The 15,250-nt window shown below is 60.4% G+C and carries 15 protein-coding genes; 3 read left to right on the top strand and 12 right to left on the bottom strand.

From position 1 onward, the window contains the following. Nucleotides 1-20 precede the first annotated feature (20 nt). Nucleotides 21-725: an HPP family protein gene (locus ACIPIN_RS00275; protein WP_401113694.1), complete on the top strand. Its 705-nt coding sequence runs from the start codon at nt 21-23 to the stop codon at nt 723-725. Here the strand turns inward: ACIPIN_RS00275 and astA are convergent. The 7 genes from astA to ACIPIN_RS00240 form a co-directional block, all read right to left on the bottom strand. Further along, nucleotides 722-1,756: an arginine N-succinyltransferase gene (gene astA, locus ACIPIN_RS00270; protein ID WP_401113691.1), complete on the bottom strand. Its 1,035-nt coding sequence runs from the start codon at nt 1,754-1,756 to the stop codon at nt 722-724. The genes ACIPIN_RS00275 and astA overlap by 4 nt on opposite strands. Beyond that, a complete protein-coding gene (ctlX, locus tag ACIPIN_RS00265) occupies nt 1,756-2,691 on the bottom strand; it encodes a citrulline utilization hydrolase CtlX (RefSeq protein WP_401113688.1) in 936 nt (311 codons plus the stop codon). Before ctlX ends, astA begins: the two co-directional genes overlap by 1 nt. Before the next feature lie 319 nt (nt 2,692-3,010). Continuing rightward, on the bottom strand, nt 3,011-3,496 hold the full coding sequence (locus ACIPIN_RS00260; RefSeq protein WP_401113684.1) for an Lrp/AsnC family transcriptional regulator: 486 nt from the start codon (nt 3,494-3,496) through the stop codon (nt 3,011-3,013). A gap of 12 nt (nt 3,497-3,508) precedes the next feature. Next, nucleotides 3,509-4,270, bottom strand: a complete 762-nt coding sequence (locus ACIPIN_RS00255; protein WP_401113683.1) for an ABC transporter ATP-binding protein — start codon at nt 4,268-4,270, stop codon at nt 3,509-3,511. A gap of 76 nt (nt 4,271-4,346) precedes the next feature. Continuing rightward, complete coding sequence (locus tag ACIPIN_RS00250; RefSeq protein ID WP_401113680.1) at nt 4,347-5,057, bottom strand: ABC transporter permease; 711 nt, start codon at nt 5,055-5,057, stop codon at nt 4,347-4,349. Continuing rightward, nucleotides 5,054-5,779: an ABC transporter permease gene (locus tag ACIPIN_RS00245; protein WP_401113677.1), complete on the bottom strand. Its 726-nt coding sequence runs from the start codon at nt 5,777-5,779 to the stop codon at nt 5,054-5,056. Before ACIPIN_RS00245 ends, ACIPIN_RS00250 begins: the two co-directional genes overlap by 4 nt. A gap of 75 nt (nt 5,780-5,854) precedes the next feature. Beyond that, complete coding sequence (locus ACIPIN_RS00240) at nt 5,855-6,634, bottom strand: transporter substrate-binding domain-containing protein (RefSeq protein WP_401113675.1); 780 nt, start codon at nt 6,632-6,634, stop codon at nt 5,855-5,857. Between the two features lie 458 nt (nt 6,635-7,092). Here ACIPIN_RS00240 and ACIPIN_RS00235 point away from each other — a divergent pair, with 458 nt between their 5' ends. After that, entirely contained in the window at nt 7,093-8,199 is a 1,107-nt protein-coding gene (locus ACIPIN_RS00235; protein WP_401113673.1) for an enoyl-CoA hydratase/isomerase family protein, read from the top strand. Between the two features lie 3 nt (nt 8,200-8,202). After that, a complete protein-coding gene (locus tag ACIPIN_RS00230) occupies nt 8,203-9,354 on the top strand; it encodes an acyl-CoA dehydrogenase family protein (protein ID WP_401113671.1) in 1,152 nt (383 codons plus the stop codon). Nucleotides 9,355-9,460: 106 nt separating this feature from the next. Here the strand turns inward: ACIPIN_RS00230 and ACIPIN_RS00225 are convergent, their stop codons facing one another. Genes ACIPIN_RS00225 through ACIPIN_RS00205 form a run of 5 tightly spaced genes read right to left on the bottom strand, consistent with a single transcriptional unit; the run spans nt 9,461 to nt 15,049 of the window. After that, nucleotides 9,461-10,234, bottom strand: a complete 774-nt coding sequence (locus ACIPIN_RS00225) for an enoyl-CoA hydratase (protein WP_071550222.1) — start codon at nt 10,232-10,234, stop codon at nt 9,461-9,463. Between the two features lie 29 nt (nt 10,235-10,263). Beyond that, nucleotides 10,264-11,391, bottom strand: coding sequence for an acyl-CoA dehydrogenase (locus ACIPIN_RS00220; protein WP_401113668.1), 1,128 nt, complete (start codon nt 11,389-11,391; stop codon nt 10,264-10,266). A gap of 9 nt (nt 11,392-11,400) precedes the next feature. Beyond that, complete coding sequence (locus ACIPIN_RS00215) at nt 11,401-12,594, bottom strand: acetyl-CoA C-acyltransferase (RefSeq protein ID WP_401113665.1); 1,194 nt, start codon at nt 12,592-12,594, stop codon at nt 11,401-11,403. A 12-nt stretch (nt 12,595-12,606) separates the two neighbouring features. Continuing rightward, a complete protein-coding gene (locus ACIPIN_RS00210; RefSeq protein WP_401113663.1) occupies nt 12,607-13,368 on the bottom strand; it encodes an SDR family NAD(P)-dependent oxidoreductase in 762 nt (253 codons plus the stop codon). Nucleotides 13,369-13,384: 16 nt separating this feature from the next. Then, a complete protein-coding gene (locus tag ACIPIN_RS00205) occupies nt 13,385-15,049 on the bottom strand; it encodes an AMP-binding protein (RefSeq protein ID WP_401113660.1) in 1,665 nt (554 codons plus the stop codon). Nucleotides 15,050-15,250: the final 201 nt, after the last annotated feature.

Here is a 15,250-nt window from a genome sequence, read left to right as displayed (position 1 = left end):
GCCACTGGATCGTTTTCGTTATGCTCGCTCGCTGGATACCCGCTGCCATCAACACCCGCCCCTCCGAATGGAGCCGCGCCGCTATTGGTATGTCTCTGGGCACACTGCTGAGTGTCTGGGTCTGCGGCCAGGTATTCGGCATAGACGTGGCCTTACACTTGATCGGCCCGTTGGGCGCATCGGCGGTGTTGCTGTTTGCGGTGTCGTCCGGCGCACTGGCGCAGCCCTGGTCGATTCTCGGCGGCTACCTCTGCGCGGCAGTGGTGTCGCTGCTGGTGGCCCATGTGCTCGGGCGCACGCTGGGCAGCGCCTGCCTGGCGGCCGGCATGGCGCTGATGCTGATGTGCTGGCTGCGTTGTCTGCACCCGCCGGCCGGTGCGTTGGCGTTACTGCTGGTACTGGCCGATCCGGCGACCATCGCCATGGACTGGCGCGCGCTCGGGCCGGTGATGCTCGCCGCGACGTGCATGCTGCTCAGCGCCCTGGCCTATAACAACCTGACCCGAATCCGTTACCCCAAGGGTCACAGCGAACCGGCTGCCGTGGTGCCCGCCGATCATCCACCGGCAGATGCGCTGGCGATTACCGCCGAAGACCTCAAGCTGGCCTTGGCCGACATGCAGGAGTTCTTTGACGTCACGCCCGAGGACCTTGAGCAGTTGATCCACGCCAGCGAGTTACACGCTAAACGCCGCAGCATCGGTGAAGCGTTCGGCAGCCGCTAAGCCGCCGACAACTGCCGAGCCGGCACTGCCAGGCTCACCGCCCGCACCGAAGCACCCGCACTCACCCCGAGTGCCTTGGCGGTTTGCACATCGACAATCAAGGTCCCGGCAGCGACCCGCGCCGGCGCTGCGGTAATCCGGCAATCGGCAAACTGGCGGTTGTGAATCAGATAGACCGCCGCCTGCTCTCCGGGTGTGCCAATGCTCAACTGCAACACCTGGCTGTCGCGCACGGCGCGGATGTCGCCGGTTGCGCACTCGATCAACGGGCCGCCGTCAAAGATGTCGATGTAGTCCTTGTGCTCGAACCCTTCAGCCTTGAGCATCCCCAGTGCCGGCTCGGTGTTGGGATGAACCCGGCCGATCGTCGCCCGCGCAGCCTCGGGCAGCAAGCAGGTCGGCAGCGGAAACTTGGGCATCAGCTCGGCAATGAAGGTCTTGTTACCCAGCCCGGTGAGGTAATCAGCGTCGGCGAAATCCATCTTGAAAAAGTGCCGACCCAGTCCTTCCCAGAACGGCGAGACGCCCTCTTCGTCCGAATAACCACGCATCTCGGCGATCACCTTGTCACCAAAGTACTGGCGGAACTCGGCGAGAAACAGAAACCGTGCCTTGGACAACAACCGACCATTCAAACCGCTGCGATGCCCGGCGTGCAGAAACAGCGAGCAGAGTTCCGATTGCCCGGTCATGTCATTGCCCAGAAACAGCGTCGGCAATTGCTGATTGATCCCGAGATTTTTCGAGGCGGCGACAAACAGCCCCATCCGGTAGTTGTACCAGGGCTCGCGCAGCCCAACCGCGCCCGCCAGCGCGCAGATACCGACTGCTTCGCCGTTGTCTGACTCCAGCACAAACAGGTAATCGGCATCACCCCGTTCGGCTTCGCCAGCGAAGGTTTTTTCGGCCCACTCCAGGCGCTGACGCAAACGCCCGGCATCAGCCGGCAAGGTGGTCAAACCGGTGCCGGCGCTGTGGGCCAGTGCCAGCAGCGCCGGCAGGTCATTCATCGTTGCAGGACGGACGATCATCAATGGTGCTCCTGTGGGCTCACGCGTTTAGGCAGATAGACTTCCGCGAGCATGCAGCGCGCACTGCCGCCGCCAATCCGCTCGATGGTGTCGATGTTTACGGGTAGCGGTTTGGCGTGCGCTTGGACCATCCGGCGCTGGTCGGCATGCAGCGACCGCCAGGCCGTGCGCGACATCACCAGCAACGGCTCGCCAGCGGCGTTGTGCACTTCAAGCATGTTGCCGGCGAACGACTCCAACTGATCGAAGCTCAGGGTCATGACCTGCTTGCCGCTGCGCTCCAGGCGCGAATGCAACGCTGAACGTTCGTTTCGATCATTGACCGAGTCGAAGCACGCCACCGCCAGGCGCGTGCCGACGCTCATCATCACGTTGGTGTGATAAATCGGCACGCCGTTGCGGTCCATCGCATTGAATGCGCAGAGTTCATAACCGAGGTGCCCGACCACTTGATCCAAGGCCTTGGCATGCGTGCGGGTCGAATACCCGGCGTAGCAGATCCGTTGTTCCCGATCGAGGACCATGCTGCCGGTGCCTTCAAGAAATACTTCTTGCTGCTCAAGACTGGAAAGATCGAGCAATTGCTCGACGCGATACCCGTCTCGCAGCCATTCGATTACGCCTTTGTCGCGCTCAAGACGGCGGTTATGGCCTTGCATCGGGTACAGCACGAGCGTGCCGTCGGGATGGCTGCTCCACCAATTGTTCGGAAAGATCGAGTCCGGGGTATGCGGTGCTTCGCTGTCGTTATGCACCATGACTTCAACCCCGTGCTCACGCAGGACCGCGACGTAACCGTCGAACTCTTGCAGGGCCTTGAGTTGTACGTCTTCGGCCGCCGCCGCCGGACGCTGGAAACGGTTGTTGGCGGCCGTGTCCTGGTTGAAGGAGAAACGTGTCGGGCGAATCATCAAAACGGTATTGGTGGTTTGCATGGGCACAGAATCAATGAGGGTTGAGAGGTGCTCATTGTCTGATTCGGTGCCGGAAAAACCCGGCTGATAAGGAGGGAGGCAGTGCAGGAAATGGCTGAAAACGATGGGGCTTGCAGCCGATTTGGTGGGCGTGATAAATCGTCTGAAATCGATGATTACCGTAGCAGCTGGTGCAGCCTGCGTTCGAGTGCGCAGCGCTCGTAAAACCATGCTCTGCGGTGCTTCAGACTCACCGAGTCGTCGGCATTTACGACTGCTGCGCAGCCGAACGCAGGCTGCGCCAGCTGCTACGGAATCAGCGGAATTTGGAAGTCGGCGCTTAGCCGTTCCAGGTGGAGGTTTTTACCATCGCCAGCTCAGGGTGGCTGACCAGTTTGTCGATGTGCAGGTCCGGGTCGTCGAACCAGACTTCGGTCAGCACCCGATAGTGTTCCATGTCGCGACAGCGCATCCGCAGGCTGTAGTCGAAGGCACCGCTGATCAATTGGCACTCCAGCACCTGCGGACAGGCGCGGACTTTGGCTTCGAAAGCTTTCTGTGCGGCGCGTCCGCTCTGGTTCGACAACGCCACCAGCACCAGCAGCGACAAACCGGGGGTCAGTTTTTTCTCGTCGAGAATTGCCCCGTAGCCCCGAATGACGCCGAGCTGTTCGAGCTTGCGCACCCGCTCAAGGCATGGCCTTGGCGTCAGGTGCACGCGCTCGGAAAGCTTCTGATAGGTGATGCGCCCTTCGTGGCGCAGCACCTCAATGATTGCCTGATCGATTCGATCAAGCACGATCGACATATCGCGGATGTCCGCCATGTACGTTTTGCCTCACTTCAAACGGCCCGATAAAAATTGCTGCAAACGCTCGCTTTTTGGCTGGTCGAGAATCGTTGCATCGCCCTGCTCTTCGACCCGGCCTTGATGCAGGAACAGCACCTGACTGGACACCTGCCGGGCAAAGCCCATTTCGTGGGTCACCATCAACATGGTCCGGCCTTCTTCGGCCAAAGCCTGAATCACCTTCAATACTTCACCCACCAGTTCCGGGTCGAGGGCCGAGGTCGGCTCATCGAACAACAGAATCTGTGGCTCCACCGCCAACGCCCGAGCAATTGCCACTCGTTGCTGCTGGCCGCCGGACAGGAATGCCGGGTACTGCTCGGCCACGCGTTGCGGCAGACCAACCTTGTCCAGGTAGGCCCGGGCGCTGGCATCAGCATCCTTGCGGCTGACACCCAGAACCTTGCACGGCGCGAGCGTGATGTTCTCCAGCACCGTCAGATGACTCCACAGGTTGAAGTGCTGAAACACCATCGCCAGCCGTGTACGCAAGCGCTGCAACTGCGCCGGATTGGCAACGCGCATGCCACCGGCCGCCTGACAGGTGACGATCCGCTCGCCGTCCAGCTCGATGGCGCCATCATCTGCCCGTTCAAGGAAGTTGATACACCGCAGCATAGTGCTTTTGCCGGAGCCACTGGCGCCAATCATGCTCACCACATCACCGGCGCGGGCATTCAACGAGACGCCCTTGAGCACTTCGTTGTCACCAAAGCGTTTATACAGATTTTCAACGGTCAGCTTGTACATGGAACACTCCTGGAGCGCTGCCGTTGGCGACAGCGTTCTGGACAGAAAGAGGGAGGAAAAAAGCCGGCTCCAGATTTCAGTGAGCCGGCCCGAGGAAATTCAGCCAACGCTTCTCTGCGAGACGAAACGCGCCGACCAGGCCGAATGACAGCGCGAGGTACAGCAGCCCGGCGATACCGAATGCCTGGAAGGTCATGAAGGTCGCGGCATTCGCGTCCCGAGCGACCTTGAGGATGTCCGGAATGGTCGCGGTGAAGGCCACGGACGTGGCGTGCAGCATCAGGATCACTTCGTTGCTGTAATACGGCAGCGCCCGACGCAACGCCGAGGGAAGAATCAACTGCACATACAAACGCCAGCCACTCAGGCCGTAGGCGTGGGCGGCTTCGATTTCACCGTAGGGAATGCTGCGAATCGCCCCGGCGAAGATCTCGACGGTGTACGCACAGGTATTGAGGGTGAAGGCCAGCAAGGTGCAATTCATCGCATCGCGAAAGAACGCTTCAAGCAACGGTTGCGAACGAACCACTGCGATGCCGTAGATCCCGCTGTAGCAAATCAGCAACTGGATATACAGCGGCGTGCCGCGAAACACGTAGGTAAACAGCTGCACCGGCCAGCGCAGCAGGCCCCAGCCGGACGTGCGCATGATCGCCAGCGGCAGCGACAGGCAGAACCCGAGCACGATGCTCACCACCAGCAGCCATAAGGTCATGGTCAAACCGGTGAGGTTGTAGCCATCGCTGAAGAGGAAAGGTTTCCAGTATTCGGAGATCAATTCGATCATCGCGTCATCCCCCGTACGCCCTGGTTGTAGCGCCGTTCAAGCACGCGCAGAACATAGTTCGAGGCGCTGGTGATCAGCAGGTACAGCGCTGCCGCCAGCAATAGAAAATCCAGCATGTTGAAGGTGCTTTTGCCGGCCTCCTGCGCGACCTTGACCAGGTCCGACAAACCAATGATCGACACCAGCGCCGTGGCCTTGAGCAGCACCAGCCAGTTGTTGCCCAGGCTCGGCAAGGCAAAGCGCATCATTTGCGGGAACACCACAAAGCGAAAACGCTGCCAGCGGCTCAAGCCAAAGGATGCGGCGGCCTCTTGCTGACCGCGCGGGATGCTCATGATCGCGCCGCGAAAGGTCTCGGTGAAATACGCGCCGTAGATAAACCCGAGGGTGACGATGCCGGCCACGAACGGATCGATTTCCATGTAGGCCCAGCCCAGCGCCTCGGTGAGGCTGCTCAACCAGCCTTGCAGGCTGTAGAAAATCAGCAGCATCAACACCAGGTCTGGAACGCCGCGGATTAACGTCGTGTAGAAGGTCGCCGGCAGATTGAGCACTCGCAACGGCGAGAGCTTGGCCGCAGCGCCGAGCAGCCCCATCAGCATGCTCACCAGCAACGACAACGCCGAGAGTTTGATCGTCACCCAGGTGCCGTGCAGCAACAGTGGGCCATAGCCTTGCAGAGCCGAGAGATCCAGGCCCAGAACAGTCAGGAAGGTATTCACGCAAGTCACCTGTATCGATGCGCCAACGTTCGACACTGCGCCGTCAGTCACGGCGCAGTGTCGAGGGCGCGGGGATCAGTTGTTGTAAAGGTCGAGATCGCCGAAGTACTTGCGCTGGATCTGCGCGTAGATGCCCTTCTCGTGCAGGGCCTTGATGGCGGTATTCAGCATGCCTTTGAGCTCGTCATTGTCCTTGCGCAGGCCGATGGCGATTTCCGCCGGTACCAGCGGGTCACTGATGCCTTCGCTGTTCTTGAATTGGGCGCCTTGTGGCGATTCAAGGAAGCTCATCTGCGCTTGCAGCTTGTCCTGAATCGAAGCGTCGAGGCGGCCGTAAACCAGATCGGAGTAGACCTGATCCTGATTCTGATAGGCCCGCAGTTTCACCCCGCCCGGCGCCAGTTTGGCCCTGGCGTAGGTTTCCTGAATGGTGCCTTGCATGAAGCCCAGGGTCTTGCCCTTGAGCGACTCGGCGGTGGGCTCAAGACCTGAATCCTTGCGGGTGACAATGGCGGTCGGCCCGGCATACAGGCGGTCGGTGAAATCGATCTGCTTCTTGCGTGCGTCAGTGACGGTCATCGACGACTCGATGGCGTCGAACTTGCCAGCCTTGAGCGCAGGAATCAGCCCGTCGAAGTCATTGCTGACCCACACACACTTGAGCTTCAGTTCGGCGCAGATCGCGTTGCCCAGGTCCACGCCAAAGCCTTGCACGCCACCGTCGGCGGTGGTCGACTCAAACGGCGGGTAGCTTGGGTTGGTACCGAAGCGCAGCTCGGTCCACTCCTTGGCGCTAGCGCCGGCCGAGCAGAACATCAATGCGAGTACAGGCAAAGTCAGCCATTGGGTTTTCATCTTCATAAGTCCCGATTTGTTTGGAATTATCGCGACCGGGCACAGATGCCTGGACGCCTTTATGGGCAGGAACTGAGAGTCGATGCGGCATCTGCCGCAGCAGCGTTCTTATTGTTTGTGTTCGGTGCACCGCCAAAGGCCGGCCACACCCCACCCTGAAACCCTTGGCGCAGACGGCTTCGAATGGAACGCCAGAATGCCAACAGACGATTGTGTCGAGGTGTCGAAAGGACCGTCGCAGACAGCTCGCTTGTGCTGATGTCGGCATTTTCACAGCCGATTCTGTCGTGAATGCCCTATTAGGGTATTTATGCGATGGATGAGCCTGCGGGTATTGCAAAAATGCAGACCGGACCTGCATCTATCCGGGTTGTACATCGCAAATTTGCACTGCTACGATCCGGCATCGTTCGCGCGCGAACACTTCTATAAAGAACAATAAAAGCAGGGAGTTAGTGATGACTGCTCAGGTTTCATCCCAGGCGACCCAAGGCATTGATGCCACCGCCAACGAAGTGCTGGCCGAGGTCCGCAACCACATTGGCCACCTGACCCTCAATCGCCCCGCCGGCCTCAATGCCATGACCCTGGACATGGTCCGCAGCCTGCACCAACAGCTCGATGTCTGGTCCCGTGACCCACACATCCACGCCGTGGTGCTGCGCGGTGCTGGCGAGAAAGCCTTCTGCGCCGGCGGCGATATCCGCTCGCTGTACGACAGTTTCAAAAGCGGCGACACCCTGCATGAAGACTTCTTCGTCGAGGAATACGCCCTCGACCTGGCGATCCACCATTACCGCAAACCAGTGCTGGCGCTGATGGACGGTTTCGTCCTCGGCGGCGGCATGGGTCTGGTGCAAGGCGCAGACCTGCGAGTCGTCACCGAACGCAGTCGGCTGGCGATGCCGGAAGTGGCCATCGGTTACTTCCCGGACGTTGGCGGCAGCTACTTCCTGCCGCGAATTCCCGGCGAGCTGGGCATTTACCTTGGCGTCAGTGGTGTGCAGATTCGCGCCGCCGATGCGCTGTATTGCGGGCTGGCCGACTGGTATCTGGAAAGCGCCAGGCTCGCCGAACTGGATCAACGCCTCGACAGCCTCACGTGGCACGACACCCCGCTCAAGGACCTGCAAGGTCTGCTGGCCAAACTCGCGGTACAGCAACTGCCCGACGCACCGTTGCAGGCACTGCGGCCGGCGATCGACCACTTCTTCGCCCTGCCGGATATGCCGAGCATCGTTGAGCAACTGCGCAAGGTTACGATTGCCGACAGCCACGACTGGGCAATCACCACCGCCGACCTGCTCGACAGTCGTTCACCGCTGGCCATGGGTGTAACGTTAGAGATGTTGCGACGTGGTCGTCAGCTGAGCCTGGAAAACTGCTTCGCCCTCGAACTGCATCTGGATCGCCAGTGGTTCGACCGCGGCGACCTGATCGAAGGCGTCCGTGCCTTGCTGATCGACAAAGACAAGAGCCCACGCTGGAATCCTCCGACCGTGCAGGCGCTGGACGCCAGACAGGTTGCGAGTTTCTTCAGCGGTTTTGACCAGAGCGGGAGCTGAGCCATGCACGATATCGAACTGACCGAAGAACAAGTGATGATCCGCGACATGGCCCGGGATTTTGCCCGCGGCGAAATCGCCCCCCACGCCCAGGCTTGGGAAAAAGCCGGCTGGATCGACGACGCGCTGGTGAAAAAAATGGGCGAGCTGGGTTTGCTCGGCATGGTGGTTCCCGAGGAATGGGGCGGTACTTACGTCGACTACGTGGCCTACGCCCTGGCGGTGGAAGAGATTTCTGCCGGCGACGGCGCCACCGGTGCCTTGATGAGCATTCACAACTCAGTGGGCTGCGGACCGGTCCTCAACTACGGCACTGAAGAACAGAAACAGACCTGGCTGGCCGATCTGGCCAGCGGTCAGGCCATCGGCTGCTTCTGCCTGACCGAGCCGCAGGCCGGTTCCGAAGCGCACAACCTGCGCACCCGCGCCGAACTGCGCGACGGCCAGTGGGTGATCAATGGCGCCAAGCAGTTCGTCAGCAACGGCAAACGGGCCAAACTGGCGATTGTGTTTGCGGTGACCGATCCGGACCTGGGCAAAAAAGGCTTGTCAGCGTTTCTGGTGCCGACCAACACCCCGGGGTTTATCGTCGACCGCAGCGAACACAAGATGGGCATCCGTGCTTCCGACACCTGTGCGGTGACGCTGAACAACTGCATCGTCCCCGAAGCCAACCTGCTGGGCGAACGCGGCAAGGGGCTGGCGATTGCCTTGTCCAACCTTGAAGGCGGTCGCATTGGCATCGCCGCGCAGGCACTGGGCATCGCGCGTGCAGCCTTCGAAGCAGCGCTGGCTTATGCCCGTGACCGTGTGCAGTTCGACAAGCCGATCATCGAGCACCAAAGCGTCGCCAACATGCTGGCCGACATGCACATGCAACTGAACGCCGCGCGTTTGCTGATCCTCCACGCCGCTCGGTTACGCAGCGCCGGCAAGCCCTGCCTGTCGGAAGCCTCGCAGGCCAAGCTGTTTGCGTCGGAGATGGCCGAGAAGGTCTGCTCGTCCGCCATACAGATCCACGGCGGCTACGGCTATCTGGAAGATTATCCGGTGGAGCGCTATTACCGCGATGCGCGGATCACGCAGATTTACGAAGGGTCGAGCGAGATTCAGCGGATGGTGATTGCGCGGGAGTTGAAGAACTATCTGGTGTAAAGCCTAAAAGCATCGCGAGCAAGCTCGCTCCCACAAGGACCTCTGAGTACCGGAGATCTAATGTGGGAGCGAGCTTGCTCGCGATGACGTCAGTGAGGACGCTGCATTACTTACCGACGAACTCGGCCTCACGCTTGGCAATAAACGCTGCCATGCCTTCTTTCTGATCCTGTGTGGCAAACGCCGCATGGAACACCCGGCGTTCAAAACGCACGCCTTCAGACAGGCTGACTTCAAAGGCGCGATTGACGCTTTCCTTGACCATCATCGCAATCGGCAAGGACTTTTTGGCGATCAGCGCTGCAACTTTCAATGCTTCATCCAGCAGTTCATCCACTGGCACGATGCGCGCAACGATGCCACAGCGCTCCGCTTCCACCGCGTCGATCAAGCGGCCACTGAGGCACATCTCCATGGCTTTGGCTTTGCCTACCGCGCGGGTCAGGCGCTGGGTGCCGCCCATGCCCGGCAGCACGCCAAGGTTGATTTCCGGCTGACCGAATTTGGCGTTGTCGCCGGCCAGAATGAAATCGCACATCAGCGCCAACTCACAACCGCCACCCAAGGCAAAACCGGCGACAGCGGCAATGATCGGCTTACGTCGGTTGGCAACCCGATCGCTGTCGCTGAACAGGTCGTCGAGGTAGATCTGCGGATAGGTCAGCTCGGCCATTTCCTTGATGTCGGCGCCGGCGGCAAAGGCTTTTTTCGAGCCAGTCAGCACGATGCAGCCGATTTCCGGATTGGCTTCCAGACCGTCCAGCGCGTGGTTCAACTCGCTGACAATCTGCGCGTTCAAGGCATTCAGGGCTTGCGGGCGGTTGAGGGTGATCAGACCCACGCGGCCCTGGACTTCCAACAAAATCGTTTCGTAGCTCATGCGCTTATCGTTCACAAAAAATGTCCTATTTAAAGATTGCGCGAAATGACCATGCGCTGAATATCGCTGGTGCCTTCGTAGATCTGACAAACCCGCACGTCGCGGTAAATCCGCTCCAGCGGGAAGTCGCTCAGATAACCGTAACCACCGAGGGTTTGCAACGCCATCGAGCAGACCTTCTCGGCCATTTCCGAGGCGAACAGCTTGGCCATCGAGGCTTCCACCAGCGCGGGTTTACCGCTGTCACGCAGGGCGGCGGCGTAATGCACCATCTGCCGGGCGACGGCGATTTGCGTGGCCATATCAGCCAGTCGAAAGGCTACTGCCTGATGCTCGATGATCGCTTTGCCGAAACTCTCGCGCTCACGGGCGTAATCGCGGGCCGCTTCGAACGCCGCGCGGGCCATGCCGACCGATTGCGAGGCAATCCCGACGCGCCCACCTTCAAGGTTGGCCAAGGCGATTTTGTAGCCTTCGCCCTCCTCGCCCAGCCGATTGGCCACCGGCACTTTCACATCCTCAAAGAGGATCTGGCAGGTGTCCGAGGCGTGTTGGCCGAGTTTGTCTTCGACCCGCGCAACCTTGTAGCCCGGTGAATCGGTGGGCACGATGAAAGCGCTGATCCCGCGTTTGCCGGCACTCGGATCAGTGACCGCGAAGACGATCACCACCCCGGCGTTTTGCCCCGAGGTGATGAACTGCTTGCAGCCGTTGAGCACGTAGTGATCGCCGTTCAGGCGGGCACGGGTTTTCAGGCTGCTGGCGTCGGAACCGGCCTGCGGCTCGGTCAGCGCGAACGCCCCGAGCATAGCGCCACTGGCCAAGGGTTTGAGGAAGCGCTCTTTCTGGTCGTCGTTGCCGAACTTGAGGATCGGCACGCAACCCACCGAGTTGTGCACGCTCATGATGGTCGAGCAGGCGCCATCGCCGGCGGCGATTTCTTCCAGGGCCATGGCGTACGCCAGGTAACCGGTGTCGCAACCGCCCCACTGCTCCGGCACCAGCATGCCGAAGAAGCCCAGCTCGGCCATCTCGCCGATGGCTTCCTTGGGAAAGCGGTGTTCACGATCCCACTCGGCGGCGAACGGTTTGAGCCGTTCCTGGGCAAATTGCCGGGCCGCGTCGCTGATTTGTAGTTGTTCGTCAGTCGGTAGCATGTTGATTCCTTAATACAGGCATTCAACGGCCATGGCCGTGGCTTCACCGCCGCCGATGCAGATCGCTGCAACGCCGCGCTTCAGGCCTTTCTGGCGCAGGGCCGAGAGCAAGGTCACCAGTATCCGTGCGCCAGAAGCACCAATCGGGTGACCCAAGGCACAGGCGCCGCCGTGGACGTTGACCTTGCTGTGGGGGATTTCCAGCTTGGTCATGGTCACCAGGCTGACCACCGCGAAGGCTTCGTTGACTTCGAACAGCTCGACTTCATCCAGCGACCAGCCGGTTTTCTTCAGCAGTTTCTTGATCGCGCCCACCGGTGCCACCGGGAACAGCCCCGGCGTATCAGCGAAGGCTGCATGACCGTGGATCACCGCAAGGGGTTTCAGGCCGCGTTTTTCAGCTTCCGAACGACGCATCAGCAGCAACGCCGCCGCGCCGTCGGAAATCGAGCTGGAGTTGGCCGCCGTCACCGTACCGCCGTCGCGGAACGCCGGTTTCAGGCTGGCGATCTTGTCCAGATTGGCTTTCGGTGGTTGTTCGTCATCGGTGATGAGCTTTTGCTCTTTACCGACCATGACTGAAAGCGGAACGATTTCAGCAGTGAAACTGCCGTCCTTGATCGCCTGTTGGGCACGGGTGGTCGAAGCGATTGCAAATTCATCCTGCGCTTCACGAGTGAAGCCGTTGGCTTCGGCGCAATCCTCGGCGAAGGTGCCCATCAGGCGGCCCTTGTCGTAGGCATCTTCCAGACCATCGAGGAACATATGATCGAGCACTTTGCCGTGGCCCATGCGGTAACCGCTGCGGGCGCGGTCCAACAGGTAAGGTGCGTTGGACATGCTTTCCATCCCGCCAGCAACCACCACGTCGGCACTGCCAGCCAGCAGCATGTCGTGGGCCAGGATGGCGGCTTCCATGCCCGAACCACACATTTTGTTCAGGGTGGTGCAACGGGTCGATTTGTCCAACCCGGCGCCCAGCGCAGCTTGACGTGCCGGGGCCTGACCGAGGCCGGCGGACAGCACGCAACCAAACAGCACTTCTTCTACCGCGTCGGCAGCCACACCGGCACGCTCGACAGCAGCGCGAATCGCCGCAGCGCCCAGTTGTGGAGCGGTGAGGCTTTTCAGTTCACCTTGAAAACCGCCCATCGGGGTGCGGACGGCGCTGACGATAACGATTGGATCGTGGGTAATAGTCATGACAAATACTCCTTATTTGGCGGCCATACGCAAGGCACCGTCGAGACGGATCACCTCGCCGTTGAGCATGCTGTTTTCTATGATATGCCTGACCAGCGCGGCGTACTCAACCGGTTTACCCAAGCGTGGCGGGAACGGTACGCCAGCAGCCAGCGAGTCACGGACTTCCTGGGTCATACCGGCCATCATTGGGGTTTCGAAGATACCGGGAGCGATGGTCATCACGCGGATGCCGAAGCGCGCCAGTTCACGAGCGGCGGGCAAGGTCAGACTGGCAATCGCACCTTTGGAAGCGGCGTAAGCGGCCTGGCCGATCTGGCCGTCGAAGGCGGCCACCGAGGCGGTATTGATGATCACCCCGCGCTCGCCGTCTTCATTGGCTTCGGTTTCGGCGATCGCCGCAGCCGCCAGGCGCAGCATGTTGAAGCTGCCGATCAGGTTGACGTTGATCACCTGGCTAAAACTTGCCAGCGCGTGCGGGCCGTTCTTGCCGAGGATTTTCTCGCCGCGGACCACGCCGGCACAGTTGACCAACCCATGCAGGCCACCAAAGGCTGCGACTGTCGCTTGCACTGCCGATTCAGCTGCCGCTTCCTGACTGATGTCCGCCACGACGCAGTGCACGCCGAGCCGTTTTGCCTGAGCGGCGACGGCTTCGGCATTCAAGTCCACCAGCATCACTTTGGCACCGGCGCCCACCAGCATTTCAGCGGTGGCCGCGCCCAGACCCGACGCACCGCCGGTGACGAGAAAAACCTTGTTTTCGATCTGCATCATTGTTTCCTTGGATTCAAGCTGAAACGTTCTTCGCTACGGCCTCTTGAGCCTTGGCGATTTCCTGGTTGCGCAAGATAAAGCGCTGCAATTTACCGCTTGGGGTTTTCGGCAATTCGCTGACAAATTCGATTTCACGTGGGTATGAGTGTGCCGCCAGACGTTTGCGCACGTGCTGACGCAGCTCCTCGACAAGCTCGGGCGAAGCACGGTACTGCGCGCTCAGCACGACGAAGGCTTTCACCAGTTCGGTGCGTTCCGGATCCGGTTTGCCGATCACGGCCGCTTCAACCACCGCGGGATGCTCGATCAATGCACTCTCCACATCGAACGGGCCGACCCGGTAGCCGGAGGTGGTGATTACGTCGTCGCTGCGGCCGACGAAGCTGATGCTGCCGTCCGGGTTCAACTCGACGGTATCGCCACTCAAGTAATAGTTGCCGACGAAGGCCTTGGTCGGCGCGCCTTCGTAACCGGCGAACCAGCACATCGGTGATTGTGTGCGATCGATGGCGAGGATCCCTGGCTGACCGACCGACAATTCGTTGCAGGCCTCATCCAGCACCACGATTCGGTGACCGGGCGACGCAAACCCTGCCGCGCCGACATGGACCGGATGCTCAAGGCCGTGGTGGTTGCACAGCACCATGCCGAGTTCGGTCTGGCCGTAATGGTCGTGGATCACCACCTCGAGGTTGTCGGCGAACCAGCGGATCACTTCCGGGTTCAACGGTTCACCGGCGCTGCTGACAATGCGCAGTTTGCCTTTGATCGAACGGGCGAACTCATCGCCGCCAGCGATCAGCAAACGGTACGCGGTCGGTGAACCGGTGAGATTGGTGATGCCGTATTTGTTGATCACCCGGCAGGTGCTTTCGAGGGTGAACGGACCATCGTAAAAGGTGATCGGATGGCCCATGGACAACGGCCCGGTCACGCCGAAATAGATGCCATAGGCCCAGCCCGGATCGGCGACGTTCCAGAACGCATCTTCAGGGCGCAGGTCCACCGCGTCACGGGTGTAGCTCTGGAATGCAACAATCGCCTTCAGCGGCACCGACAGGGCTTTCGACGGGCCGGTGGTGCCCGAAGTGAACATCAGCAGGAATGGGTCTTCGCCGCTCAGCAGCAGCGGTTCGCATTGAGCAGAATAGTTGGGCAGTTCGGCCCAGAAGCTGAAGTCGCCGCGGACGATGCCCTGACCTTTCGGGCCACCGACGGTGACGATGGTCGGGCAGTCGGCGACTTCATCAAGCTTTGGACGATTGACCGCGTCAGTCACCACCACGGCGGCACCGGAACTGTTGAGGCGGTGTTCGATGGCTTTCGGGCCGAAGGCGGTAAACAGCGGTTGGTAGACCGCGCCGACACGCCAGGTGGCGAAGACCACAATCAGTAATTCGACATTGCGTGGCAAGAGGCCCGCAACCTTGTCGCCTTTTCTCACGCCTTGAGCCAGCAGGAAATTGGCAAAGCGCGCGGCTTTGTCCTGCAAGTCGCTGAAGGTGTACGTGGCGCTGGCACCGTCGCGACCCTCCCAGAACAAGGCGATGCGTCCGGGCAAGGCATGGCGGTCGCAGCATTCAACGCAGGCGTTGAGGGCTGTCAACGAGCCTTTGAGCGCAGCATCGACGGTGTGCTGATAGTTGAACTGTGAAGTCGCAGACAGGTAATCGCGCATTGCCAGAATCCCTCTGTATTTTTATTAGGTTGGGGGAACCGTAAAAACTCAGGAAATACTCGCTCCGCGGGCGGCGCAGGACAATGGTCAAAGCTTTCAAGTTGCGTGACTGGTTTGGCCAAGATTCAAGAGATGTGGCGTCTGGGCGGACGTCATCGCGGGCAAGCCTTGCTCCTACAGAAATGCGCAGTCCGTAGGAGC

This window comes from Pseudomonas sp. NPDC087697, from assembly GCF_044743155.1.
Taxonomy (GTDB): domain Bacteria; phylum Pseudomonadota; class Gammaproteobacteria; order Pseudomonadales; family Pseudomonadaceae; genus Aquipseudomonas.
The sequence above is the reverse complement of the archived record's forward strand: the minus strand, read 5'-3'. Positions and strand labels throughout refer to the sequence as shown.

What these genes read in the sequence shown, in the direction of transcription:
- ACIPIN_RS00275 (WP_401113694.1), top strand. Translation starts at nt 21, where the DNA reads ATGCTCGCTCGCTGGATACCCGCTGCCATCAACACCCGCCCCTCCGAA.
- astA (WP_401113691.1), bottom strand. Translation starts at nt 1,756, where the DNA reads ATGATCGTCCGTCCTGCAACGATGAATGACCTGCCGGCGCTGCTGGCA.
- ctlX (WP_401113688.1), bottom strand. Translation starts at nt 2,691, where the DNA reads ATGCAAACCACCAATACCGTTTTGATGATTCGCCCGACACGTTTCTCC.
- ACIPIN_RS00260 (WP_401113684.1), bottom strand. Translation starts at nt 3,496, where the DNA reads ATGGCGGACATCCGCGATATGTCGATCGTGCTTGATCGAATCGATCAG.
- ACIPIN_RS00255 (WP_401113683.1), bottom strand. Translation starts at nt 4,270, where the DNA reads ATGTACAAGCTGACCGTTGAAAATCTGTATAAACGCTTTGGTGACAAC.
- ACIPIN_RS00250 (WP_401113680.1), bottom strand. Translation starts at nt 5,057, where the DNA reads ATGATCGAATTGATCTCCGAATACTGGAAACCTTTCCTCTTCAGCGAT.
- ACIPIN_RS00240 (WP_401113675.1), bottom strand. Translation starts at nt 6,634, where the DNA reads ATGAAAACCCAATGGCTGACTTTGCCTGTACTCGCATTGATGTTCTGC.
- ACIPIN_RS00235 (WP_401113673.1), top strand. Translation starts at nt 7,093, where the DNA reads ATGACTGCTCAGGTTTCATCCCAGGCGACCCAAGGCATTGATGCCACC.
- ACIPIN_RS00230 (WP_401113671.1), top strand. Translation starts at nt 8,203, where the DNA reads ATGCACGATATCGAACTGACCGAAGAACAAGTGATGATCCGCGACATG.
- ACIPIN_RS00225 (WP_071550222.1), bottom strand. Translation starts at nt 10,234, where the DNA reads ATGAGCTACGAAACGATTTTGTTGGAAGTCCAGGGCCGCGTGGGTCTG.
- ACIPIN_RS00220 (WP_401113668.1), bottom strand. Translation starts at nt 11,391, where the DNA reads ATGCTACCGACTGACGAACAACTACAAATCAGCGACGCGGCCCGGCAA.
- ACIPIN_RS00215 (WP_401113665.1), bottom strand. Translation starts at nt 12,594, where the DNA reads ATGACTATTACCCACGATCCAATCGTTATCGTCAGCGCCGTCCGCACC.
- ACIPIN_RS00210 (WP_401113663.1), bottom strand. Translation starts at nt 13,368, where the DNA reads ATGCAGATCGAAAACAAGGTTTTTCTCGTCACCGGCGGTGCGTCGGGT.
- ACIPIN_RS00205 (WP_401113660.1), bottom strand. Translation starts at nt 15,049, where the DNA reads ATGCGCGATTACCTGTCTGCGACTTCACAGTTCAACTATCAGCACACC.